At 69.7% G+C, this 22,463-nt stretch carries 26 protein-coding genes; 6 read left to right on the top strand and 20 right to left on the bottom strand.

Annotated features, from left to right (window positions below; translation table 11 throughout):
- Window positions 1-74: 74 nt before the first annotated feature.
- From OQ789_RS18090 to ruvC, 6 genes are all read right to left on the bottom strand, one after another.
- Complete coding sequence (locus OQ789_RS18090; RefSeq protein ID WP_324687426.1) at window positions 75-752, bottom strand: hypothetical protein; 678 nt, start codon at window positions 750-752, stop codon at window positions 75-77.
- 128 nt (window positions 753-880) lie between these two features.
- A complete protein-coding gene (locus OQ789_RS18085; protein WP_324687424.1) occupies window positions 881-1,267 on the bottom strand; it encodes a DUF1304 domain-containing protein in 387 nt (128 codons plus the stop codon).
- Window positions 1,268-1,426: 159 nt separating this feature from the next.
- The gene (locus OQ789_RS18080; RefSeq protein WP_324687423.1) at window positions 1,427-2,098 is read right to left on the bottom strand and encodes a hypothetical protein; all 672 of its coding nucleotides are present in this window, start codon (window positions 2,096-2,098) and stop codon (window positions 1,427-1,429) included.
- 228 nt (window positions 2,099-2,326) lie between these two features.
- Complete coding sequence (ruvB, locus tag OQ789_RS18075; RefSeq protein ID WP_324687421.1) at window positions 2,327-3,382, bottom strand: Holliday junction branch migration DNA helicase RuvB; 1,056 nt, start codon at window positions 3,380-3,382, stop codon at window positions 2,327-2,329.
- Between the two features lie 102 nt (window positions 3,383-3,484).
- Window positions 3,485-4,087, bottom strand: a complete 603-nt coding sequence (gene ruvA / locus OQ789_RS18070) for a Holliday junction branch migration protein RuvA (protein ID WP_324687419.1) — start codon at window positions 4,085-4,087, stop codon at window positions 3,485-3,487.
- Entirely contained in the window at window positions 4,084-4,650 is a 567-nt protein-coding gene (gene ruvC / locus OQ789_RS18065) for a crossover junction endodeoxyribonuclease RuvC (protein ID WP_324687418.1), read from the bottom strand. Before ruvC ends, ruvA begins: the two co-directional genes overlap by 4 nt.
- Window positions 4,651-4,820: 170 nt before the next feature.
- On the opposite strand from ruvC, the gene OQ789_RS18060 reads away from it, so the two are divergent.
- Genes OQ789_RS18060 through OQ789_RS18040 form a run of 5 tightly spaced genes read left to right on the top strand, consistent with a single transcriptional unit; the run spans window position 4,821 to window position 8,470 of the window.
- Window positions 4,821-5,432, top strand: a complete 612-nt coding sequence (locus OQ789_RS18060) for a DUF4178 domain-containing protein (protein WP_324687417.1) — start codon at window positions 4,821-4,823, stop codon at window positions 5,430-5,432.
- Window positions 5,433-5,449: 17 nt separating this feature from the next.
- Window positions 5,450-5,965, top strand: a complete 516-nt coding sequence (locus OQ789_RS18055; protein WP_324687416.1) for a DUF2617 family protein — start codon at window positions 5,450-5,452, stop codon at window positions 5,963-5,965.
- Window positions 5,962-6,393 (top strand): DUF4247 domain-containing protein, encoded by a 432-nt coding sequence (locus tag OQ789_RS18050; RefSeq protein ID WP_324687415.1) that lies wholly within the window; start codon window positions 5,962-5,964, stop codon window positions 6,391-6,393. The genes OQ789_RS18055 and OQ789_RS18050 overlap by 4 nt, the downstream gene beginning before the upstream one ends.
- 26 nt (window positions 6,394-6,419) lie before the next feature.
- Window positions 6,420-6,875, top strand: coding sequence for a DUF350 domain-containing protein (locus tag OQ789_RS18045; RefSeq protein ID WP_324687414.1), 456 nt, complete (start codon window positions 6,420-6,422; stop codon window positions 6,873-6,875).
- Window positions 6,872-8,470, top strand: coding sequence for a polyamine aminopropyltransferase (locus OQ789_RS18040; protein ID WP_324687413.1), 1,599 nt, complete (start codon window positions 6,872-6,874; stop codon window positions 8,468-8,470). Before OQ789_RS18045 ends, OQ789_RS18040 begins: the two co-directional genes overlap by 4 nt.
- A 98-nt stretch (window positions 8,471-8,568) precedes the next feature.
- Here the strand turns inward: OQ789_RS18040 and OQ789_RS18035 are convergent, their stop codons facing one another.
- From OQ789_RS18035 to OQ789_RS17975, 13 genes are all read right to left on the bottom strand, one after another.
- Complete coding sequence (locus OQ789_RS18035; RefSeq protein ID WP_324687412.1) at window positions 8,569-9,324, bottom strand: YebC/PmpR family DNA-binding transcriptional regulator; 756 nt, start codon at window positions 9,322-9,324, stop codon at window positions 8,569-8,571.
- A 44-nt stretch (window positions 9,325-9,368) separates the two neighbouring features.
- Window positions 9,369-10,727 carry an ABC1 kinase family protein gene (locus OQ789_RS18030; protein WP_324687411.1) on the bottom strand — a complete coding sequence of 453 codons (1,359 nt, stop codon included), beginning with the start codon at window positions 10,725-10,727 and terminating at the stop codon, window positions 9,369-9,371.
- Window positions 10,728-10,767: 40 nt separating this feature from the next.
- The gene (pdxT, locus tag OQ789_RS18025) at window positions 10,768-11,358 is read right to left on the bottom strand and encodes a pyridoxal 5'-phosphate synthase glutaminase subunit PdxT (RefSeq protein WP_324687410.1); all 591 of its coding nucleotides are present in this window, start codon (window positions 11,356-11,358) and stop codon (window positions 10,768-10,770) included.
- A complete protein-coding gene (tesB, locus tag OQ789_RS18020; protein WP_324687409.1) occupies window positions 11,355-12,200 on the bottom strand; it encodes an acyl-CoA thioesterase II in 846 nt (281 codons plus the stop codon). Before tesB ends, pdxT begins: the two co-directional genes overlap by 4 nt.
- A gap of 14 nt (window positions 12,201-12,214) precedes the next feature.
- Window positions 12,215-13,126 (bottom strand): pyridoxal 5'-phosphate synthase lyase subunit PdxS, encoded by a 912-nt coding sequence (pdxS, locus tag OQ789_RS18015; RefSeq protein WP_324687408.1) that lies wholly within the window; start codon window positions 13,124-13,126, stop codon window positions 12,215-12,217.
- Between the two features lie 70 nt (window positions 13,127-13,196).
- Window positions 13,197-14,222, bottom strand: coding sequence for an NUDIX hydrolase (locus tag OQ789_RS18010; RefSeq protein ID WP_324687407.1), 1,026 nt, complete (start codon window positions 14,220-14,222; stop codon window positions 13,197-13,199).
- Window positions 14,222-15,346, bottom strand: a complete 1,125-nt coding sequence (locus OQ789_RS18005) for a glycosyltransferase family 4 protein (RefSeq protein ID WP_324687406.1) — start codon at window positions 15,344-15,346, stop codon at window positions 14,222-14,224. Before OQ789_RS18005 ends, OQ789_RS18010 begins: the two co-directional genes overlap by 1 nt.
- Window positions 15,346-16,332: a phosphatidylinositol mannoside acyltransferase gene (locus OQ789_RS18000; RefSeq protein WP_324687405.1), complete on the bottom strand. Its 987-nt coding sequence runs from the start codon at window positions 16,330-16,332 to the stop codon at window positions 15,346-15,348. The genes OQ789_RS18005 and OQ789_RS18000 overlap by 1 nt, the downstream gene beginning before the upstream one ends.
- Window positions 16,329-16,970: a phosphatidylinositol phosphate synthase gene (gene pgsA / locus OQ789_RS17995; RefSeq protein WP_324687404.1), complete on the bottom strand. Its 642-nt coding sequence runs from the start codon at window positions 16,968-16,970 to the stop codon at window positions 16,329-16,331. Before pgsA ends, OQ789_RS18000 begins: the two co-directional genes overlap by 4 nt.
- A gap of 46 nt (window positions 16,971-17,016) precedes the next feature.
- Entirely contained in the window at window positions 17,017-17,601 is a 585-nt protein-coding gene (locus OQ789_RS17990; protein WP_324687403.1) for an HIT domain-containing protein, read from the bottom strand.
- Window positions 17,602-17,603: 2 nt separating this feature from the next.
- Window positions 17,604-19,658: a threonine--tRNA ligase gene (thrS, locus tag OQ789_RS17985; protein ID WP_324687402.1), complete on the bottom strand. Its 2,055-nt coding sequence runs from the start codon at window positions 19,656-19,658 to the stop codon at window positions 17,604-17,606.
- A 183-nt stretch (window positions 19,659-19,841) separates the two neighbouring features.
- Window positions 19,842-20,468, bottom strand: a complete 627-nt coding sequence (locus tag OQ789_RS17980) for a PaaI family thioesterase (protein ID WP_324687401.1) — start codon at window positions 20,466-20,468, stop codon at window positions 19,842-19,844.
- 36 nt (window positions 20,469-20,504) lie between these two features.
- Window positions 20,505-21,389 carry an aldo/keto reductase gene (locus tag OQ789_RS17975; RefSeq protein WP_324687400.1) on the bottom strand — a complete coding sequence of 295 codons (885 nt, stop codon included), beginning with the start codon at window positions 21,387-21,389 and terminating at the stop codon, window positions 20,505-20,507.
- Window positions 21,390-21,436: 47 nt separating this feature from the next.
- Here OQ789_RS17975 and OQ789_RS17970 point away from each other — a divergent pair, with 47 nt between their 5' ends.
- A complete protein-coding gene (locus tag OQ789_RS17970; protein WP_324687399.1) occupies window positions 21,437-21,937 on the top strand; it encodes a DUF1990 domain-containing protein in 501 nt (166 codons plus the stop codon).
- On the opposite strand, the gene OQ789_RS17965 is transcribed toward OQ789_RS17970, so the two are convergent.
- Entirely contained in the window at window positions 21,919-22,392 is a 474-nt protein-coding gene (locus OQ789_RS17965) for a DoxX family membrane protein (protein WP_324687398.1), read from the bottom strand. The genes OQ789_RS17970 and OQ789_RS17965 overlap by 19 nt on opposite strands.
- Window positions 22,393-22,463 lie beyond the last annotated feature (71 nt).

Here is a 22,463-nt window from a genome sequence, read left to right as displayed (position 1 = left end):
GGTAGGCCAAACAGTAAGTCGCCCAGCCCTTTTCGGGCTGGGCGACTTACTGTTTACGTCACTGTTGACGAGCTCTAGCGCTGCGGGTGGGGCCAGCGCAGGTACGCCGCGTCGGCCCCTGCGCCGGCGCGGTTAGCGCGCCACCCCCGCTTGGGCTCGGGGTCGGGCTCCGCGACGGATCGCCGCGCGGTCAGCGCGCCCGAGGACACCTCGACCGGCTCGTAGGCCGAATCCCGATAGGGCGCGACGGCCGGCACCGCTTCGGCCGGGTGGACATCGCGCGCCAGGCGCACGGCAGTGCGGGCGAGCGCGACGCCGCCCAGGAAGATGATCAGCGCGCCCAGGCCCGAGAAGTACGCGATCTCGAGCACCGCGCGCTTGCGGTCGGTCGCGGCGATCGGGTCACCGGCGGAGCCGATTCCCAGCAACGGGGCGACCTGGCCGCCCACGACGAACCAGGCGCCGGCCAGCACGGCCAGCCAGCCGCCCAGCATGGCGGTGACCCGGTTTCCGGCGACGATCAGCAATAGACCGCCCAGCACGGCCGCTGCTCCCGGCGCGACCTCCAGCCAGCCGCGGGCCGTGCTCCATGCCCAGTCCCGGTCGGGCGTGTAGGCGAAATTGAAGTGCGGACCGACAAACGGTATCAACGCCCCCCACGCCCCCAGAATGACCAGGAGCAACCCGCTGATCGTGCCGCGCGAGCGCGGCATACCGAGCCCGCGCGGTTGGCCGTCTTCTGCGTATTTCATGACATCCCCTCGTTGGATACCGGGTCTGGCTCCGGCCCGGGATGGTTACCCGGCGCCTTCTACTAGTAACCCACGCAGCAACCGAAATCCACCGCCAGCGGTGACTTTTGAGGCTGGTGGGGCTGGTGTTACCAGTGGAGGCCGAGCAGCAGGAGCGCGATGGCGACCGCCGGGAAGGTCCCCTGCGTCGCCGCGGCGCGCGCCTTGGCACGATCGGACGCGACCAGTACCAGCGCGGCCGCCGCCATCGATCCGACGCCGGCGAAGATGAGGGCGGCCCCAATACCGGTGTGCCTCAAGGCAACTGCGACGATGCCCGCGGCGGTGACGATGGCCAGGAACAAGTTGTAGAAGCCTTGGTTGAACGCGAGTTGCTTAGTGGTTTCGGCCTCGTCCGGCGTGGTCCCGAAGGTGGCGCGAGTGCGCGGAGAGGTCCAGGTCAACGATTCGATCACAAAGATGTAGACATGTAGCAACGCCGCCAATGCGGCGAATACCAATCCGGCGGTGAGCATGGCCCCTCCTCGCTGGCCGAGGCCCGCGCGACGGCCGTTTCCGCATGTCCGGACGCCGGTGCACATTACCGGCCCGCGACCGCGCGAACCAGCCTGACGCGAAACAGCGCCGGTAGCCCTCGGCTGCCGGCGCTGTCCGCCTTCGGTGGAATCGGCGCGCTAGACGCCGGCGTGGTGGTGGCGGTGGAACAGGCCGCCGCGGCGCCGGAACAGGCCACGAGCGGTGCGTTCGCGGTCCACCGGCTCGGCCGCCACGGCGTCCGCCCGTGCCGGCGCCGGAACCCCGGTCTCGTCGTACGCGGCCGGTACGGCCTCAGCCGCCACCGGCGCCGGTTGCGCCACCGCGACGTCACGCGCGTGCCGAACCGCCAGCCGCGCCACCGCGGCCCCGCCCAGGAAAACGATCAGGGCGCCCAGACCGGTGAAGTAGGTGACCTCGAGCAGCGCACGTTTGAGGTCCGTCGACGCCATCGGCTGACCGATGTCGCCGATGCCGAGGGTCGTCGCGAACGCGCGGCCGACAACGAACCAGGCGCCGCCGGCCACCGCCAGCCAGCCGCCGAGCACGGCGGTGGCACGGTTGCCGGACATCAGTACCAGCCAGCCACCCACCGCGGCGGCGACCCCGGGCAGCACTTCCAGCCAGCCCTTGGTCGTGGTCCACGTCCATGCCGGGTCGGCCAGGTACGCCCAGTCGATGTTGGGCCCGAAGAACGGCACCAATGCGCCCCACGCACCCAGCAGAATCAGGAGTAACCCGGTTAGCGCGCCACGGGTCCGTGGCATGTACAGCGCGCGAGGGCGTTCGTAGTCGTGGCGTGTGGTCCTCATCGGAACCTCCTCAGATACAGCTATCACTGGTGTGACGCTGGTTACCCGGGGGTGTCGGGGTGTAACCGGTCAGGCGGCGCGCGGGCGTTTGCTGGGGAAGCCGGAGCGGGTGCGGCCGGCCGGGCCACCCGCGGCGCCGGCCGTCTGACCTGGCCGGAACCGCGCCGGGCGCACCCGTAGGCGCGCGCTGGGCGCAAAGGTCACGATTTGGCCGCAAAACGGCCGCGCTCAGTCGAACAGGCCGGCCTGTCCGAGGCCGGTGACCCCGGCCGGCGGTGTCATGCCGAGGTGCGTCCAGGCCTGCGCGGTGGCCACCCGGCCCCGGGGAGTGCGCGCGACCATGCCCGCGCGGACCAGGAACGGCTCGCACACCTCCTCGACGGTGGCGGCTTCCTCGCCCACCGCCACGGCCAGCGTCGACACCCCGACCGGGCCGCCGCCGAAGCTGCGGGTCAGCGCCGAGAGCACCGCCCGGTCCAGCCGGTCCAGGCCCAGCTCGTCGACGTCGTACACCGCCAGCGCGGCTTTGGCGACGTCGCGGGTGATCACGCCGTCGGCGCGCACCTCAGCGAAGTCGCGAACCCGGCGCAACAACCGGTTGGCGATCCGCGGGGTGCCGCGCGAGCGCAGGGCGATCTCCTCGGCCGCGTCGCCACCGAGCTCGATGCCCAGGATCCCGGCCGAGCGGGCCAGTACCCGCTCCAGCTCGGGCGGCTCGTAGAAGTCCATGTGCGCGGTGAAACCGAACCGGTCCCGCAGCGGCCCGGTCAGCGCGCCGGACCGGGTGGTCGCGCCGACCAGCGTGAACGGCGCCACCTCCAGCGGAATCGACGTCGCCCCAGGACCCTTGCCGACCACCACGTCGACCCGGAAATCCTCCATCGCCAGGTACAGCATCTCCTCGGCGGGCCGGGCGATGCGGTGAATCTCGTCGATGAACAGCACATCGTGCTCAGCCAGGTTGGACAGCATCGCCGCCAGGTCGCCGGCACGTTCCAGCGCGGGCCCCGACGTCATCCGCAGCGCGGACCCGAGCTCGGCCGCGATGATCATCGCCAGTGACGTCTTGCCCAGCCCCGGCGGACCGGACAACAAAATGTGATCCGGTGTGCCGCCGCGGTTTTTGGCGCCCTCGAGGACGAGCTGCAGCTGCTCGCGCACCCGCGGCTGGCCGATGAACTCGCGCAGCGAGCGCGGACGCAGGCTGACGTCGATGTCGCCCTCGCCCGACGCCAGCGTGCCGGAGACCTCCCGCTCGACGTAGTCGTCCGCGTCGTCCGTCATCGGCGCCGCTCCTCCTCATCGCTGCACTCTGCATCGTCACCGACGCGCGTCATCGGCGCCGCTCCTCCTCATCGCTGCGCTCTGCATCGTCACCGACGCGCATCATCGCGACTTACCCAGCATCGACAGGGCCGAGCGCAGGGCGGCGCTCGTGGTGGCGTCGTGCTCGGCGGCCAGCACTTTGTCGGTGGCTTCCTCGGCCTGCTTGACGGCGAAACCGAGCCCGACCAGGGCCTCCACCACCGGCCCGCGGACCGCGTGGCCGTTGCGGGCCGGACCCGGCGACCCCGCTCCGGCCGCGGCACCGCCACCGACCTTGTCGCGCAGCTCCAGGACCATCCGCTCGGCGCTGCGCTTGCCGATCCCGGGCACCCGGGTCAGCGCGGTGACGTCGCCGTCGTGCAGCGCCTGGCGCAGCGCCCCCGCGTCATGCACGGCCAGGGTCGCCATCGCGAGCCGCGGCCCCACCCCCGACACCGACAGCAGCGTCAGGAACAGGTCCCGGGTGTCGGTGTCGGTGAAGCCGTACAACGTCATCGAGTCCTCGCGGACGATCATCGCGGTGATCAACCGCGCCTCGGTCCCGGTGCGCAGCGTGGACAGCGTCGACGGGGTGGCGTTCACGCGGTAGCCGACGCCGGCCGCCTCGATCACCACGTGATCGAGCGCCACCTCGAGCACCTCGCCGCGTACCGAGGCGATCACCGGGCGGCCCTCAGCTTGGCATCCAGCTTGGCCTTGTACTTCCGCCGCTGCTCGGCGGCCAACGCCTCGGCCGCGGCCATCCGGGCGATCATCGGCGCCCGCCAGCAATGGCAGATCGCGAGCGCCAACGCGTCGGCCGCATCAGCCGGTGTCGGTTTCGTTTGCAGCGCAAGGATTTTCGTCACCATCGCGGTGACTTGGGCTTTCTCGGCCGCGCCGTTGCCGGTGACCGCGGCCTTGACCTCGCTGGGGGTGTGGAAGTGCACGTCGATGCCGCGTTTGGCCGCCGCCAGCGCGACCACGCCGCCGGCCTGGGCGGTGCCCATGACCGTCGATACGTTCGTTTGGGAGAACACCCGCTCGATCGCCAGGACGTCCGGCTGGTGGGTGGCCAGCCAGTGCTCGACGGCGTCGCTGATCGCCAGCAGCCGCTGGGCCAGCGGCGCGTCGGAGGGCGTACGCACCACGTCGACGTCCAGCGCGACGACTGTCCGCCCGCGCCCGCTTTCCACGACCGACAGACCGCACCGGGTCAGGCCGGGGTCGACGCCCATCACCCGCATTCCCGCTCCCACCTAGTAGAACAGCTGTTCGATACCCTAGCGGCCGGCGCCGACAGGTCCGGGTAAGACACGCGGCCGATTCCCGCCGCGACGTTGCGTCGCCGGTCCCCGGAAATGCTGTTAGCTTTAGCCCACGCTCGCTCGAGCGATGTGGCGACGGAAGGGTTGGCGTGGGATCTCTGCTGGTCATGGTCGCTCTGGCGCTCTTCATCGCATCCGTCGTGGTGCTGGTGGTGGCTTTGCGGCGGCCCAAGCAGCCGGCCCGGCGGGCGGGCCGCCAGGATCCGCTCGCCGACGACGAGATGCCGCAGTTCGGGCCGCGCCAGCTCGGGCCCGGCGCGATCGTCAGCTACGGCGGCGTCGACTACATCGTGCGCGGGTCGGTGACCTACCGCCAAGGCCCCTTCGTGTGGTGGGAACACCTCCTCGAGGGCGGCGAGCAGCCGATCTGGTTCAGCGTCGAATCCGACGACGGACGGCTGGAACTCGCGATGTGGGTCACCCGCAAGGACGTGTCGCTGCGCCCCGGGGACACCTACGTCGTGGACGGCGTGACGTACCACGAGTCCGAACGCGGGCGCGCCTCCTACACCACCGAAGGCACCACCGGCCTGCCCGCCGGCGGCGAGATGGAGTTCGTCGACTGCACCGGCGCCGACGGGTCGGCGCTGCTCTCGTTCGAGCGCTGGGCCCCCGGCATGCCCTGGGAGGTGTCGACGGGCACGTCCGCCTCGCCCGGCGAAATCACCGTGTATTCCGCACCCCCACCCGGTTCGACGTAGGGCACAAGGTCACCCCGGTGCCCCTTCATCAGCTCGCCGTGACTCCGGCCGACGTATCCGGGGAAAAGCTCGGACTCGCGCTGAATGCGCCCCCGCCCCCGCCGCTGGCCGGCTGCCGGCTGGACCACCCCACCGGCGGCGCCGCGCTGCTGCTCGGCGTGCTCGGCGCCTCACATGTCGTTGCCGTCGAGCACGCCGGGGGGCGGTTCTCCGAGGAAATCTCTTGTACCGCACGCAGTCTCGGGGCCGACCTGCCCCGGTGCGCCGACGCGCCCGGTTACCGACTGCAATCGAACACCGCAACCCACGACGACGCGAGCTTCCGCCGGCTCGCGCGGGTTCTGCGCGGCCGTTGCTCGCGGCGGGCGGGATGGCTCGGCGGCAGCTTCCCCGGCGATGACGCCGCGCTGACCGTGCTGGCGGCCGAGCCCGACGGCGCCGGCTGGCGCTGGCAGACCTGGCACCTGTATCCGGGGCGTCCCGCCGGCACCGGCGGAACGGTGGTTCACACCGCAAGCCGGTGGCACCCGTGAGCCGCAACCGCCTCTTCGTGATCGCCGGTGTGCTCGGCGCGGCCGGGGTCGCGTGCCTGATCTTCGGAATCATCTTGCTGCAGAAGAACATTGCCTCGTATGTCGCCGCCCACTATCACGAGTACGCCCGCGACGTGAACGGGACTCGCTACCAGTGCACCGGTTCTCCGAAGCAGGTGGCCGACGCACTCGCCGACTACGCCGAACCCGACGCGCGGGCCGACAATGGCAACACCGAGTACCTGCGCTACCGCAACAACATCGTCATCGTCGGCCCCGACGGCGGCTACCCGTGCAGCATCCGCGTCGAACCGCTGAGCGCCGGATACAGCCACGGCGCCTTCATCTTTCTCGGCCCCGGGTTTTCCCCTGGATCCCCGTCGGGCGGTGCCGGAGGCACCCCGGGCGGCCCCGGCGGAACCAAGTGACTCCCACCACCGCAAAGGAGAGCACCATGTACCTCGCCGTCGAGATCGGTACCGTCGACCTCAATCCCGTGCTGAAAGGCGCGGTCGCGACAATCCTGTACTTCCTGGTCGGCATGGCCGTGCTGCTCGTCGGTTTCTACGCGGTCGACGTGCTGACCCCGGGCAAGCTGCGTCAGCTGGTGTTCATCGACCGTCGGCCCAACGCCGTGGTGGTGGCGGGCTCGATGTACGTCGCCCTGACCACCGTTATCATCACCGCGATCATCAACAGCTACAGCCAGCTGGGCCAGGGACTTCTCGGCGTGGCGGTGTACGGGCTGATGGGCGTGATCCTGCTGGGCATCGCGCTGCTGACGATGCACCTGCTCATCCCGGGCAGTTTCCACGAGCACATCGACGAACCGGAGCTGCATCCCGGATCGTTCGCGGTGGCGCTGATACTGCTCGCCGTGGGAGGGGTGACCGCGGCGGCGGTGTCATGAGCGTCGGGTCAGCGGGCGAGGCGCGGCTGTCCGAGAAGACGCCGCCTGCGGCGCCGTCGGGGCGATGGCGGGCGCTGCTGCTGGCCGCCGTGGCGGCGTGTGCGGCGTGCGGCATCATTTACGAACTCGCGCTGCTGACGCTGTCGGCCAGCCTCGACGGCGGCGGGATCGTCGCCACCTCACTGATCGTCGCGGGCTACATCGCCGCGCTGGGCGTGGGCGCACTGCTGGTCAAACCGCTGCTGGCGCACGCCGCGATCACCTTCATCGCCGTCGAGACTCTGCTGGGCATCGTCGGTGGCGTGTCGGCGACGGCGCTGTACGCGGTGTTCGCGTTCCTGTCCGTCGGGTCGACGTGGGTGCTTGCGGTGGGCACGGCGCTGATCGGTGGGCTGGTCGGTGCCGAGGTGCCGCTGTTGATGACGCTGCTGCAGCAGGGGCGCGCGGCCGTGACGAACCCGGCCGCCGATGCCGGCCGGACGCTGGCCAACCTCAACGCCGCCGACTACCTGGGCGCGCTGCTGGGCGGGCTGGTTTGGCCGTTTGTGCTGCTGCCCCAGTTGGGGATGATCCGCGGCGCGGCGGCGACGGGCATGATCAACGTGGCTGCCGCCGCCGTCGTCGCGATTTTCCTGCTGCGCCAGGTGGTTTCGATACGACAGCTGCTGCTGGCGCTGCTCGCGCTGGCCAGCGCCGCGGGGCTGCTCGCCACCCTGCTACTGCGCTCGTCCGACATCGAAATCACCAGCAGGCAAAGGCTTTACGCCGACCCGATCATCGCCTACCGGCACTCGGCCTATCAGGAGATCGTGGTGACCCGCCGCGGCGACGACACCCGGCTGTATCTCGACGGGGGCCTGCAGTTCTCCACCCGCGACGAATACCGCTACACCGAAAGCCTCGTCTACCCCGCGCTGGGTAACGATGCCACAGGCGGCCGGTCGGTGCTGGTGCTCGGCGGCGGAGACGGCCTGGCGGCCCGCGAATTGCTTCGCCAGCCAGGCGTTTCCAAGATCGTGCAGGTCGAGCTGGACCCCGCGGTGATCGACATCGCGCGCACCACCCTGCGCGCCGCCAACGGCGGCTCGCTGGACAACCCGCGGGTGGCCGTGCTGACCGAGGACGCGATGAACTGGCTGCGCCGACCGAACGTGGACCGCTTCGACGCGGTGATCGTCGACCTTCCCGACCCCGACACCCCGGTGCTGGGCCGGCTGTACTCCACCGAGTTCTACGGGCTCGTCGCCCGCGCGCTGGCTCCGGGCGGGCTGATGGTGGTGCAGGCCGGCAGCCCCTTCTCCACCCCGACGGCGTACTGGCGCACGGTATCGACGATCCGGGCCGCCGGCTACGCCGTCACGCCGTACCACGTACACGTGCCCACGTTCGGCGACTGGGGATTCGCCCTGGCGCAGCGCGCCGGGGCGGCGCCGACACCGCGGGTGCCGGTCGACGCTCCCCCGCTGCGCTACCTCAACCAGCGGGTGCTCGACGCGGCCGGCGTCTTCAGCGGCGACGTCGGCCCGCGCCCGGTGGAGCCGTCGACTCTGGACAATCCGCGCATCGTCGAGGACATGCGGCACGGGTACGAGTAGGTCCGACCTGCCTGGCCCGCCTGGTCCGCGCCGAACGTGCACTGAGGGCGAAAATTCGGCCGAAATCTCGCCCTGAGTGCACGCTGGGCGAAGCCTGCCTACTCGTCGTCGAGCTCGGCCAGCACCTCGTCGGACAGGTCGACGTTGGTCCAGACGTTCTGCACGTCGTCGCTCTCCTCCAGCGCGTCGACCAGCTTGAACACCTTGCGCGCCCCGTCGACGTCGACCGGCACGCTGACCGAAGGCTGGAAACTGGCCTCGGCGGAGTCGTAGTCGATGCCGGCGTCCTGCAGCGCGGTGCGCACCGCCACCAAATCGGTGGGTTCGGAGATGACCTCGAAGCTCTCGCCGAGGTCGTTGACGTCCTCGGCGCCGGCGTCCAGCACGGCGGTCAGCACGTCGTCCTCGGACAGGCCGTCCTTTTCCAGCGTGACGACGCCCTTACGGGTGAACAGGTAGGACACCGACCCGGGGTCGGCCATGTTGCCGCCGTTGCGTGTCACCGCCACCCGGACCTCGCCGGCCGCGCGGTTGCGATTGTCGGTGAGGCACTCGATCAGCACCGCCACACCGTTCGGCCCGTAGCCCTCGTACATGATGGTCTGGTAGTCGGCGCCGCCGGCTTCCTCACCCGCGCCGCGCTTGCGGGCCCGCTCGATGTTGTCGTTGGGCACCGAGGTCTTCTTGGCCTTCTGGATGGCGTCGTACAGCGTCGGGTTGCCCGCCGGGTCACCCCCGCCGGTACGGGCGGCGACCTCGATGTTCTTGATCAGCCGGGCGAACTCCTTGCCGCGGCGCGCATCCTTGACGGCCTTCTGGTGTTTGGTGGTGGCCCACTTGGAATGGCCGCTCATCGGTGTGTTCTACCTCTTCTGTCACGTAAAGTTCGCCGCCGAGTCTACGTGGATGCCGGCAGCACACCGTCGGGCGGGAAGTATCCCGGCACCCATCGCTCGATGAGTTCCGCGTACGCCGTCGTGGCGTCCAGCTGCACGGCCACGCCCAGCAGCCCGCCGAGGGTGCGTAGCAGCATGACGTAGCCGGGCGGGATGGTCATCTGCCGGGCCATCTTCAACCGGTCGCCGAATCCGTCGGCCAGCGGATCGGTGGTGACAAGCGCCGACCTGCGGAACCATTTGCGGGTGAAGTGGAACTCGCCGGAGCGCAACGGGTCGATGTAGGGCCACAACGGCTGCAGGTACTCCACCAGCTGCTCGGCGGTCAGTTCGTAGCCGGCCGGCATGAAGCCGAGCTCCTTGAGCAGCCGGATCACCTGGTCCCACTGTTCGTCGCGCGCCCAGCACAGCAACTCACCGAAGCCGGCCGGGATGCCGCCGCGATGCTGGGCGACGGCACCGAAGTCGATGACACCCAGGCGACCGTCGGGCAGCAGCATGAAGTTGCCCGGGTGCGGATCGGCGTGCACGAGGCCGAGCCGCGCCGGCGCGCTGAGGGTGAACTCGATCAACAACCCGGCCACCGAATCACGCTCGGCCTTGGTCCCCTCGGCGATGACCGCGGACAGCCGCCGCCCCTCCAGCCACTGCGACACCATGACCTTCGGGGCGCTGGCGACCACGGCGGGCACCGCGAACTTCGGGTCGCCGGCGAAGGCCTTGGCGAAGGCGCGCTGGTTCTCGGCCTCCTGGCGGTAGTCCAACTCCGCTTCCAGGGTGTCGTTGATCTCGGCCACCAGCCGGTCCACGTCGGCGCCCGGCACCACCTGCTTGGCGATCCAGCTGAACCGCTGGATCAGTTTGAGGTCCGCGCGCAAAGCCTCGTCGGCGCCCGGATATTGGATCTTGACGGCCACCTCGCGACCGTCGTGCCAGACGCCCCTGTGCACCTGGCCGATGCTCGCCGAGGCGACGGCGGTGTCGTCGAAGGTTTGGAAACGGTCCCGCCACTTGATACCCAGCTGGGCGTCCAGCACCCGGTGCACCTTGGCCGCCGGCAGCGGCGGGGCCTCGCTCTGCAGCTTGACCAGGGTCTCGCGGAACGGCTCGGCGAACTGCGGCGGTATCGCGGCCTCCATCACCGACAGCGCCTGTCCGACCTTCATGGCGCCGCCCTTGAGCTCGCCGAGCACCTTGAACATCTCGTCGGCGGCCTTCTCCAGGAGCGCGGCGTTGACCTCGTCCTTGGATTGGCCCGTCATGCGCTTGCCGACGCCCAGGGCCGCGCGCCCGGCAACCCCGGCCGGCAGGCTCGCCAGCTTCGCGGCGCGGCGCAGGCCTCCCCGTTTGATGTCTGCCATGGACACATCATGCCCGGTCGACCGCGGGTGTCGTCCACGCTCAGCCGGTGACGAGGTCGACGAACAGGTGGTGGATGCGCCGGTCGCCGGTCATCTCGGGATGAAACGCCGTGGCCAGCTTGCGGCCCTGCCTGACGGCGACGACGTGCCCGGCCGCGCTGGCCAGCACATCGACGCCCGCACCGGCGCGCTCGACCCAGGGCGCGCGGATGAACACCGCGCGCACCGGGTCGCTCAGCCCCGCGAACGGGATGTCACCCTCGAACGAATCGACCTGTCGTCCAAAAGCGTTGCGCCGCACCGTCATATCGATCGCGTGCAGCGGCAGCGCCGCGCGCCCGCCCGCGCCGGCATCGAGGATCTCGCTGGCGAGCAGGATCATCCCGGCGCAGGCGCCGTAGGCGGGCAGCCCGTCGGCCAGCAGTCCCCGCAACGGCTCGAGCAGGCCGAGATCGAGCAGCAGGTGGCTCATGGTGGTGGATTCCCCGCCGGGAATGACCAGCCCGTCGATCGCCTCGAGCTCGGCGCGCCGGCGCACCGGCATCGACTCGGCCCCGGCCTCGCGCAGGGCCGCCAGGTGCTCGCGGGTGTCGCCCTGCAGCGCCAGCACCCCGATCCGCGGCGAACTCACTCGCTGGTCGGCTGGTACCCGCGTTTGAAGCGGGTCAGCCCCTCCTGCACGACGGCCGCGACCATCTCGCCGGACTGCGTGAAGATCTTGCCCTGGCACAGCGAGCGGCCGCCGCTGGCCGACGGCGAGCTCTGGTCGTACAGCAGCCACTCGTCGGCCCGGAACGCCCGCATGAACCACATCGCGTGGTCCAGCGACGCCACCTGCAGGTGTTCCCGCACGTCGAGGTGGTTGACCTGCGCCGAACCCAGCAGCGTCAGGTCGCTCATGTAGGCCAGCGCGCAGATGTGCAGCACCGGGTCGTCCGGTAGCGGGTCACGGTGGCGGAACCACACCTGCTGCTGGGAGGCCTTGCCCGGCGACAGCTGCAGGCGCTCGCGCGGCACGATGCAGACGTCCCACTCCTCGAACTGCCGGAATCCGGCGTCGTCGAAGACCTTGATCGAGTTCAGCCCGGGCAGACCGTCCGGCGGCGGCGCGGCCGGCATCGCGTCCTGGTGATGGATGCCTTCCTGATCGGTGTGGAAGGACGCCCCCATGCTGAAGATGACTTCCCCGTGCTGGATGGCGTTGACCCGCCTGGTGGCGAACGAGCCGCCGTCGCGGGAGCGCTCGACGATGAACACCGTGCGCGCCAAAGCGTCGCCGGGCCGCAGGAAATACCCGTGCAGCGAGTGGACCTGGTAGCGCGGCTCGACGGTGCGTACCGCCGACACCAGCGACTGGCCGGCCACATGCCCCCCGAAGGTGCGCTGCAGGAATCCCGACTCCGGGCTGAAGATGCTGCCGCGGTAGATGTTGACCTCGAGCTGCTCGAGATCGAGGATCTCTTCGATCGCCACAATTAGCCTTGGGCTTACCAGCCGCGTTCGGCCAGCCGGTGCGGCTCCGCGATCTGCTCGACATTGATGCCGACCATCGCCTCGCCCAGCCCGCGCGACACCTTGGCCAGCACGTCGGGGTCGTCGTAGAAGGTGGTCGCCTTGACGATCGCGGCGGCGCGCTGGGCGGGATCGCCGGACTTGAAGATGCCCGAGCCCACGAACACGCCCTCGGCGCCGAGCTGCATCATCATCGCCGCGTCCGCCGGGGTGGCGATGCCGCCCGCGGTGAACAGCGTCACCGGCAGCTTGCCGGCCCGCGCCACCTCGACGACGAGGTCATGGGGGGCCTGCAATTCCTTTGCGGCAACATACAATTCGTCTTCGGCCAGCGAAGACAGCCGACGGATCTCGCCGCCGATCGCCCGCATGTGCGTGGTCGCGTTGGAGACGTCGCCGGTGCCGGCCTCACCCTTGGACCGGATCATGGCCGCACCCTCGCTGATGCGGCGCAGCGCCTCACCCAGGTTGGTCGCCCCGCACACGAATGGCACGGTGAACTTCCATTTGTCGATGTGGTGGGTGTAGTCGGCGGGAGTGAGCACCTCGGACTCGTCGACGTAGTCCACGCCGAGGCTCTGCAGGATCTGCGCCTCGACGAAGTGGCCGATGCGGGCCTTGGCCATCACGGGGATGGTCACGGCCGAGATGATGCCCTCGATCATGTCGGGGTCGCTCATCCGCGACACCCCGCCCTGGGCTCGGATGTCGGCGGGCACCCGTTCCAGCGCCATGACGGCGACGGCGCCGGCGGCCTCGGCGATCTTGGCCTGCTCGGGGGTGACGACGTCCATGATCACGCCGCCCTTGAGCATCTCGGCCATGCCGCGTTTGACCCGCGCCGTTCCGGTTCGCCCGTCGCCGTTCGGTGGGGGGGCCGTATTCACTGCTTGATCTCCTTCAACCGTTGTCGACCCAGTCTAATGAGGCACTTCGGCCCGCGTTGACTCCACCGAGTCAGCGGATGGACAGCAGCGGCCCGGGGGTGCGGCCGCCGGACAGCGCGGCCGCTTCGGTGAGCAGTCCGGATAGTTGCATGGGATATACCGTCTCCCCCGCCGCGACCAGCTCGGCGATGTCGGCAGCGTCACACCAGCGGTGGCCGTGGATGTAGCTGTGTTCCAACTCGGTGCGGCCCACGCGGGACGGCTCGAACCGGCGGGTGCGGTAGACGAAGTAGAACTCCTCACTGTCGATCAGCGAGCCGTTGAACTCGAACACCTCGTCGCGCCGCCACACCGGCCCGACCATCTCGGCCGGCGCGACCCGCAGGCCCGTTTCTTCGGCCAGCTCCCGCGCGGCGGCCTCGGCCAGCCGCTCCCCGTGCTGCACCTCGCCGCCCACGGTGAACCACCACTTCGGCGCGTGCCGGTCGGCGAGCGCGGGATCCGACCCGCACAGCAGCAGGACGGCGCCGGTGTCGTCGAGCAGCACGACGCGCGCCGACGTGCGGTGGTTGAGGACGCCGTGCTCGCCGTGGGCCAGCGCGTGCGGGCGCTCGACGATCTCGAAATAGCCGGGCAGCGCGGCGGTCCCGCCGAGGTGGAACAGCCGCACCAGGGGCCGGTCGGCGAGTGCCAGGGTGTCGCGGACCGCGTGGTTGTGGAAGCGGCGGGCCAGCACGACCCGGGCCTCGGCGTCGGCCAGCTCGGCGATCAGGCCGGCCGGCAGCGATGCCGGATCGACGGCGGCCAGCGCGGCCGACAGCTCGTTCTCGGCGTTTTCCCGCGCGGCCCGGGGCGCCCCCTCCGCGGCATCGGCGAGCGCCGCCAGCCAGCGGCCTTCGGACGCACCGCCGTAGGCGTCGATGGCGACGGCGCGCGCCACCACCGCGCGTCGCGCCAGGGCACCGTCGAGCGCCTGCCATGACAGGTCGTAGCGCACGTGCAGGCGGTCCAGCCGATTCGCCGTCCGGTACGCCCAGGCGCCGACGATCGCGAGCACCGCGACGAACACCGCGATGGCGACTATCAGCCATGTCATCAACTGGCCACCTCAACCTTGGCGCCGGACGCGGCGACCGTCTCGTAAACCCGCATGATCTGGCTGGCTACCACCGACCAGTCGTAGCGCTGGACGGCTACCGAACCGGCCGTCACGTAGCGTTCCCGCAGCACATCATCCTCCAGCACCGCGATCAGCGCATCGGCAAGCGCATCGCCGTCGCCGACCGGCACCAGCCAGCCCGCGTCGCCGTTGCACAGCACGCGCCGGAACGCGTCCAGGTCGCTCGCCACCACCGGGGTACCCGCAGCCAGCGCCTCGACCAGGACGATGCCGAAACTCTCCCCGCCGAGGTTGGGCGCGCAGTACACGTCGGCGCTGCGCATGGCCGACGCCTTCCCCGCGTCGTCGACCTGGCCGAGGAAGCGGATGCGTTCGACCAATTCGCCTGCCTGGTCGCGCAATTCGTCCTCGTCGCCGCGGCCCACGATGAGCAACTGCACGTCGGGGAAACGCTCGATCAGACCCGGCAGCGCGTCGAGCAACACCGACATGCCCTTGCGCGGCTCGTCGTAGCGGCCCAGGAACAGCACCGTCTTGCCGGCGCGTGGGTAGCCGTCCAGGAGCGGCGCCGAGGCGAACGAGGCGACGTCGACGCCGTTGGGAATCTCCACCGCGTCGGTGCCCAGCGCCTCCATCTGCCAACGACGGGCCAGGTCGGAGACCGCGATGCGCCCGACGATCTTCTCGTGCATGGGCCGCAGAATGCCCTGAAACACCGTCAGCGTCAGCGATTTGGTGGTCGACGTGTGAAACGTCGCCACGATCGGGCCCTCGGCGATGTTGAGGGCGAGCATCGACAGGCTCGGCGCGTTGGGCTCGTGCAGATGCAGCACGTCGAAATCGCCTTCGGCGAGCCACTTTTTGACCTTGCGGTGGGTGGCAGGCCCGAACCGCAGCCGGGCCACCGACCCGTTGTAGGGAATCGGGACGGCCTTGCCCGCCGAGACGACGTAGTCGGGAAGCGCGGCGTGCGGCGACGACGGCGCAAGCACGCTGACGGTGTGTCCCCGGCCGCGCAACACCTCGGCCAGCTGCAGGACGTGCGACTGGACCCCGCCCGGGACGTCGAACGAGTAGGGGCAGACCATCCCGATCCGCATCAGCCGTCCTTCAGCCGGGCCCGCTTGGCTTCGGGAAGGTCGGCCAGCCACTGCGGCTGCATCATGTGCCAGTCCTGGGGGTAGGCGGCGATGTTCTTCTCGAATTGGTCGGCCATCGCCTGGGTGATCGCGCCGACGTCGCCGCCGCTGCAGTCCAGGGGCGGGTGGATGGAGACGGCCCACCCCGGGCCGTCGAACCAGCAGTGCGCCGGCAGCAGGTCCGCACCGGTCGCGATCGCGAGCTTGGCCGGTCCGGCCGGCAGCCTGGTCGGCTCCCCGAAGAAGTCGACCTGCACCCCGGTGCGGGTGAGGTCGCGCTCGGCCATCAGGCACACGACCCGGTTGGCGGCCAACCGATCACACAGCACCTCGAACGGCGGCCGCTCACCGCCGGACAGGGGCAGCACCTCGAAGCCCAGCCGTTCGCGGTACGCGATGAAACGCCGGTACAGCGACTCGGGTTTGAGTCGCTCGGCGACCGTGGTGAAGGTGCCGTGCGTCTGCGCCAGCCATACCCCCGCCATGTCCCAGTTACCGCTGTGCGGCAACGCGATCACCGCGCCGCGGCCGCCGGCCAGCGCCGCCTCCACGTTGTCTCGCCCCAGGACCGAGTCGTGCAACTCGCGGCCCAGCTGGGCCAAATCCATGCCAGGCAGCCGGAACGCCTCACGCCAGTAGCGCGCGTAGGAGGCCAGCGAGGCCCGCATCAGCGAGTCCGGCACGTCCTCGGGCAGCACACGCAAGACGCGAGCCAGGTTCTTGCGCAACTGGTTTGGTCCGCCGCCGCGGGCGGCGTAGCGCGCCCCAGCCTCGAAGGCGTTGCGGGCGGCGAACTCCGGCATCGCGCGCACCGCCATCCAGCCGGATGCGTACGCCCAGTCGGCGCCCGCCCCGCCCGTCAGCCGGCCGACCGCACGGCCCGCCAGCCGGCGCAGCGCGCGGGGTTGCGCCCCAATGGTTTTCATGCCCGGCGGCGTGGGGATCATGGCTCACTCACCAGCCGGTCGGTCGCGCCCGGGGAGGTGCGCACCGCGTGCAGCCGCTGCGCGCAGGTGACCAGGCTGGCCACCGCCAGCACCCACATCGCGACCGGCAGCGCGGGCGGCCACGCGATGAACGGGAAGTCGGACACGCCCGCACCGGCCAGCACGATGATCAGCCGTTCCGGTCGTTCGATCAGACCGCCGTCGCCGCGCAGCCCGCTGGCTTCGGCGCGGGCCTTGATGTAGGAGATCACCTGCGACGTCACCAGACAGATCAGCGTGGCGGCCGCGAGCAGCTTGTCGTGCAGGCCGAAGACGATCCACCACAGCAGCCCGCAGAACACCGCGCCGTCGCTGACCCGGTCACAGGCAGCGTCCAGCACCGCGCCGAACCGGGTGCCGCCGCCGCGTTCCCGGGCCATCGCCCCGTCGAGCATGTCGAAGAGGACGAAGAACCAGACCACCAGCGCGCCGGCGAAGAGCTTGCCCATCGGGAACAGCGTCAGCGCGCCGGCCACCGCGACGATGGTGCCCAGGATCGTGACGGCGTCGGGGGTCAATCCGATCCGCAGGCATGCCCTCGCGGTCGGGGCGGTGAGCCGCGCGAACGCCGCCCGCGACAGGAACGGCACCTTACTCATCGGCGCCGCTCCTCATCGCCACGCACTGCATCGTCTTCGGCGCGACTCATGATTGCCTGGTCCACTCGGTGGCCAGCAGCCGGCGCGTCTCACGCAGCAACTGTGGGATCACCTTCGACCCGCCGATGATGGTGATGAAGTTCGCGTCGCCACCCCAGCGCGGCACCACATGCACGTGCAGGTGTTCGGCCAGCGAGCCGCCGGCCGATGTCCCCAGGTTCAGGCCGACGTTGAAACCGTGTGGCCGCGAAACGTTCTTGATGACGCGAATTGCCTTCTGAATGAACGACATCAGCTCGGCGCTCTCCGGCTCGGTCAGATCCTCGAGCTCGGAGACCCGCCGGTAGGGCACCACCATCAAGTGTCCGGGGTTGTACGGGTAGAGGTTGAGCACGGCGTAGACGAGCTCGCCGCGGGCGACCACCAAACCCTGCTCGTCGGTCAGCTGCGGAATGTCGGTGAACGGCTGCTCGCTCTTGCCCGACGCGTCGGCGTCACGCTTCATCGGCGCTTCGGCCAGATACGTCATCCGGTACGGCGTCCACAACCGCTGCAGGTGATCCTGCTCGCCGACACCCCTGTCCAGGATGGTGTCGTCGGCGCCCTGCTCGGCGGGTTCGCGATCACTCACGGTCACTCATCACTTGAGACTTTCACGAGTTCGGCTGTGGGCACAGCATTCTCGCGGTCGGCAATCCACTTCACGATCGCGTCGACCGCACTGTCGCGGGGCACGCCGTTGATCTGTGTGCGGTCGCCGAAACGGAAACTGACCGCGCCGGCCTGCACGTCGCGGTCACCGGCGAGCAACATGAACGGCACCCGCTGGGCGGTGTGGTTGACGATCTTCTTGGCCATCCTGTCGTCGCTGGCGTCGACCTCGACCCGCACACCATGCGACTTGAGCTGTGCAGCAACGCTTTCCAGGTAATCCACGTGCTCGTCGGCGACCGGGATGCCGACCGCCTGCACCGGCGCCAGCCACGCCGGGAACGCCCCCGCGTAGTGCTCGGTGAGGATGCCGAAGAACCGCTCGATCGAGCCGAACAGCGCGCGGTGAATCAGCACCGGCCGCTGCCGCGACCCGTCGGGCGCGGTGTATTCGAGCTCGAACCGGTCCGGCATATTGAAGTCGAGCTGAATGGTCGACATCTGCCAGGCGCGGCCCAACGCGTCCTTGACCTGCACCGAGATCTTCGGGCCGTAGAACGCCGCGCCGCCGGGGTCGGGAACGAAATGCAGCCCGGAAGCCTCCGCGACCCCGCGCAGCACGTCGGTGGCCTCGTCCCACATCTCGTCGGAGCCCGAGTACTTCTCCGGATCCTTGGTGGACAGTTCCAGGTAGAAGTCGTTGAGCCCGTACTCGGCCAACAGGTCGAGCACGAAGCGCAGCAACGAGGTCAGCTCGCCGCGCATCTGCTCGCGGGTGCAGTAGATGTGGGCGTCGTCCTGGGTCATGCCGCGCACCCGGGTCAGCCCGTGCACCACGCCGGACTTCTCGTAGCGGTACACGCTGCCGAATTCGAAGAGCCGCAACGGAAGCTCGCGGTACGAGCGGCCGCGGGACCGATAGATCAGGTGGTGCATCGGGCAGTTCATCGGCTTGAGGTAGTAGTCCTGCCCGGGCTTGCGCACCGTGCCGTCCACGTTGAACTCCGCATCGAGGTGCATCGGCGGGTACATGCCGTCGGCGTACCACTCCAGATGGCCCGACGTGATGTACAGCTGCTCCTTGGTGATGTGCGGGGTGTTGACGAACTGGTAGCCGGCCTCGATGTGCTTGCGCCGCGAGTACTCCTCCAGCTCGCGGCGGATGATGCCGCCCTTGGGATGGAAAACCGCCAGGCCCGAACCGATTTCGTCGGGAAAGCTGAACAGGTCCAGCTCGGCGCCCAGCCTGCGGTGGTCGCGGCGCTGCGCCTCCTCGATCAGCTCGAGGTGGGCGTCCAGCGCCTCCTGCGACTCCCACGCGGTGCCGTAGATGCGTTGCAGGCTGGCGTTGCTCTGGTCGCCGCGCCAGTAGGCGGCCGAGCTGCGGGTGAGCTTGAACGCCGGGATGTGTTTGGTGGTCGGGATGTGCGGACCGCGGCACAGGTCGCCCCAAACCCGTTCCCGGGTACGGGGATTGAGGTTGTCATAGGCGGTGAGCTCGTCGCCGCCGACCTCCATGATGTCGGGATCTCCCGACTTGTCGTCGACGAGTTCGAGCTTGTACGGCTCGTCGGACAGCTCGGCGCGCGCCTGGTCTTTCGACTCGTAGACGCGTCGCTGGAACAGCTGGCCCTCTTTGACGATCTGGCGCATCCGCTTTTCCAGCTTCGCCAGATCCTCCGGCGTGAACGGCTCCGGCACGTCGAAGTCGTAGTAGAAGCCGTCGGTGATGGGCGGCCCGATGCCGAGCTTGGCTTGCGGGAACAGCTCCTGGACGGCCTGGGCCAACACGTGTGCGGCCGAATGCCGGATGACGCTGCGGCCCTCGTCGGTGTTGGCGGCCACCGGAACGATGACGGCGTCGGCCTCGGGCGACCAGCTCAGGTCGCGCAGGGCCCCGGACTCGTCGCGCACCACCACGACGGCATCGGGCGTGCCCCGCCTGGGCAGCCCCGCTTCGCCGACCGCGGCGGCCGCGGTGGTGCCGGCGGGCACCCGGATCGGGGCAGCCGGACCGGGCTGTGCTGCGGCACTCATGAGGCTGGTTTCTCCACGGATGGACTTCGGAATGAACGCTGCCATGCTATCGGGGCGGACCTCGTAGAACTCAAGCCGTCAACGGTCCGGGGTCCCCCCGCCGCTATCGCGACACATAAACCACCAACACGCGCCGGTGCGGGAGTGCATGGTTTATGTTTCGCCCCGGCGTGGCCGGCCCCATCAGGGTTGTCCCGGCTTGAGCCGCACGAACAGTGCGTCGGCCTCGGTCAGCAGGGTGTCGCCGTCGGTCAGCCGGCCGGACACGAAGACCTTGCGTCCGTCCACGCTGTCGACTCCCGCACTGAATTGCAGCTCCTTGTCGATCGGCACGATGTTGCGGTAGTCGATCTTGAGGTAGGCGGTGCGCTGGCGCCGGCTGCCGGTGAGCAGCACGGCGGTCAACCCGAGGACGGTGTCGAAGAGCATGCCGAGCGAACCGCCGTGCACGGCGCCGTTGCGGCCGAGGTGAAACCGGGCGAACCGGGCCCGGCCCTCTACGCGGCCATCGTCGGTTTTGCGGGCATGCATCGGGATGGTCAGCAGGTTGCCGCGCACGGGCAGGTCCATGCGACGGCCGGAGGGCGAGTGCCATTCGTCGGCGTCGTACGGGGTGAGTAGCGCCGACAGTCGCTCCAGCGTGTCGGCGGCCTCGGTGATGACCTCGTCGGGCGCGTCGACGGCCCGGGCGTGGTCCTGCAGCCTGCGCACCGCGTCAATGAACCGGCCGTAGTCGGGGCCGCCCTTGGTCGTCGGCTCCGGTGGATTGAACCCGCCGCCGGGGTGTCGCTGCTGTTCGGCCACCACCACACCGTATTGCCCGGCGGACGGGCTTACGCGCGGTGGTTAGGCCGGCTGGCGCGCCCCCGCGGCGGACAGCTCTTCGAACTCGTCGTCGGACAGCTCGATCTCGGCGGCGGCGACGTTCTCCTCCAGGTGCGCGACCTTGGACGTCCCGGGGATCGGCACCATCACCGATGAGCGCTTCAGCAACCAGGCCAACGCCAGTTGCGACGGCGACGCGTGGTGGTCGGCGGCGATGCGCTGCAGCGGGCCGTCTGCGGCGGCCAGCGGCCCGGCGGCCAACGGGAACCACGGGATGAACGCGATGCCCTGTTTGGCCGATTCGTCCAGCAGGGGCTCGGCGCCGCGGGACGTCAGGTTGTACATGTTCTGCACCGAGACGATCTCAGTGATCCGCAGCGCGTCGTTGAGCTGGTCGACACCGATCTCGGACAGGCCGATGTGGCGGACCTTGCCCTCGTTCTTCAACGCGAGCAGCTCGCCCACCTGATCCTCCAGCGGGAAGTTGGAGTCGATGCGGTGCAGCTGGAACAGGTCGATGGTCTCCACGCCGAGCCGGCGCAGGCTCATCTCGCATTCCTGGCGCAGGTAGCTCGGATTGCCCAACGGAATCCAGACATCCGGGCCGGTGCGCAGCAGCCCCGCCTTGGTCGCGATCACCAGACCGTCGTACGGATGCAGCGCCTCGCGGATGATCTCCTCAGACACGTACGGCCCGTACGAGTCGGCGGTGTCGATGAAGTTCACCCCGAGTTCGACGGCGCGCCGCAGCACCCGGACGCATTCGTCGCGATCGTCGGGCGGGCCCCACACGCCCTTCGCCGTCAGGCGCATGGCGCCGAAGCCGAGCCGGTTGACGGTCAGGTCGCCACCGAAGGTGAATGTTCCGGATGCCCCGGCAACGGTTTTCGAGTTTTCTGCGGTCACTGTTACGACCGTACGCGCCGCACGTCTGGCCGTGGCAAGCTGAGCGCGTGGACCTGCGCGCGCTCGAGGGACTCCCGCTGACCTACGCCGAGGTGGGGGCGACGGCCTCCGGCGACCTGCCGGCCGGATACGACCATCAGCACGCCGAGCGCCAAATCGGCACGGGCCGACCGCGTTTCGAGCAAGCGGCGGCCGCCGTCATGCGCTGGGGCATGCAGCGCGGGTCCGGGCTGCGGGTGCGGGCCAGCTCCGAGATCGCCGTCGTCGACGCGGTGCTGGTGGTGAAGCTGGGATTTCTGCCTGCGCCGTGCCGCGTCGTCTACGTCGTCGACGAACCCGACATCCGCGGCTTCGGGTACGGCACGCTGCCGGGCCATCCGGAGGCCGGCGAGGAGCGCTTCGCGGTTCGCCACGACCCGGCCACCTCGGCGGTTTACGCCGAGGTGTCGGCCTTCTCCCGGCCCGCGACGTGGTGGAGCAAGGCGGGCGGGCCGGTGGTGAAGGTGGGCCAGCGCCTCATCGCCAGGCGCTACCTGCGCGCCGTCTGACTGTGGCTTGCGACGCCGTGCCCGACGCTGCCGTTGTGCACGCCCTGCGCTAGCCGGGCCAGCGCGACGGCGCCGACGAGTAACCCGAGGTCGCGCAGCGCGACGTCGTAGCAGCCGGGCCCGGTGACCAGGTCGAGGATGATGCCGGTCAGCCAGGCCGTCACCACCCAGGCGCCGAACCGCGGGGCCACCGCCACCAGCACCCCGGCCACGATCTCGATGACACCCACCAGGTACATGCACTCGTCGGCCGTCCCGGGCACCAGAGCGTCGATCCAGCCGGCCAGATACTTACTCCAGTGCTGCGGGTCGGTGAGCAGGTTGAAGAATTTGTCCAGCCCCATGGCGATGGGCGCAATGGTGAACACGGTGCGCAGCGCGAGATACGCCGAGTAGGCGGGGTCTTTCAGCTGATCGGCCAGGGCGGGCGTCGAGGTGACTTGGTCGGTGCTCATGGCAGCCTCCATCTCTAAAGGATAATAGTTTGAACGTTAGATCGGGTTAAACTGTAGCGTCAAGTATTTTG

The sequence above is a fragment of the Mycobacterium sp. 94-17 genome (assembly GCF_035617725.1).
In the GTDB taxonomy this organism is placed as follows: Bacteria; Actinomycetota; Actinomycetes; order Mycobacteriales; family Mycobacteriaceae; genus Mycobacterium.
Note: the sequence above shows the minus strand (reverse complement) of the source record. Positions and strands in the feature narration are given on the sequence as shown.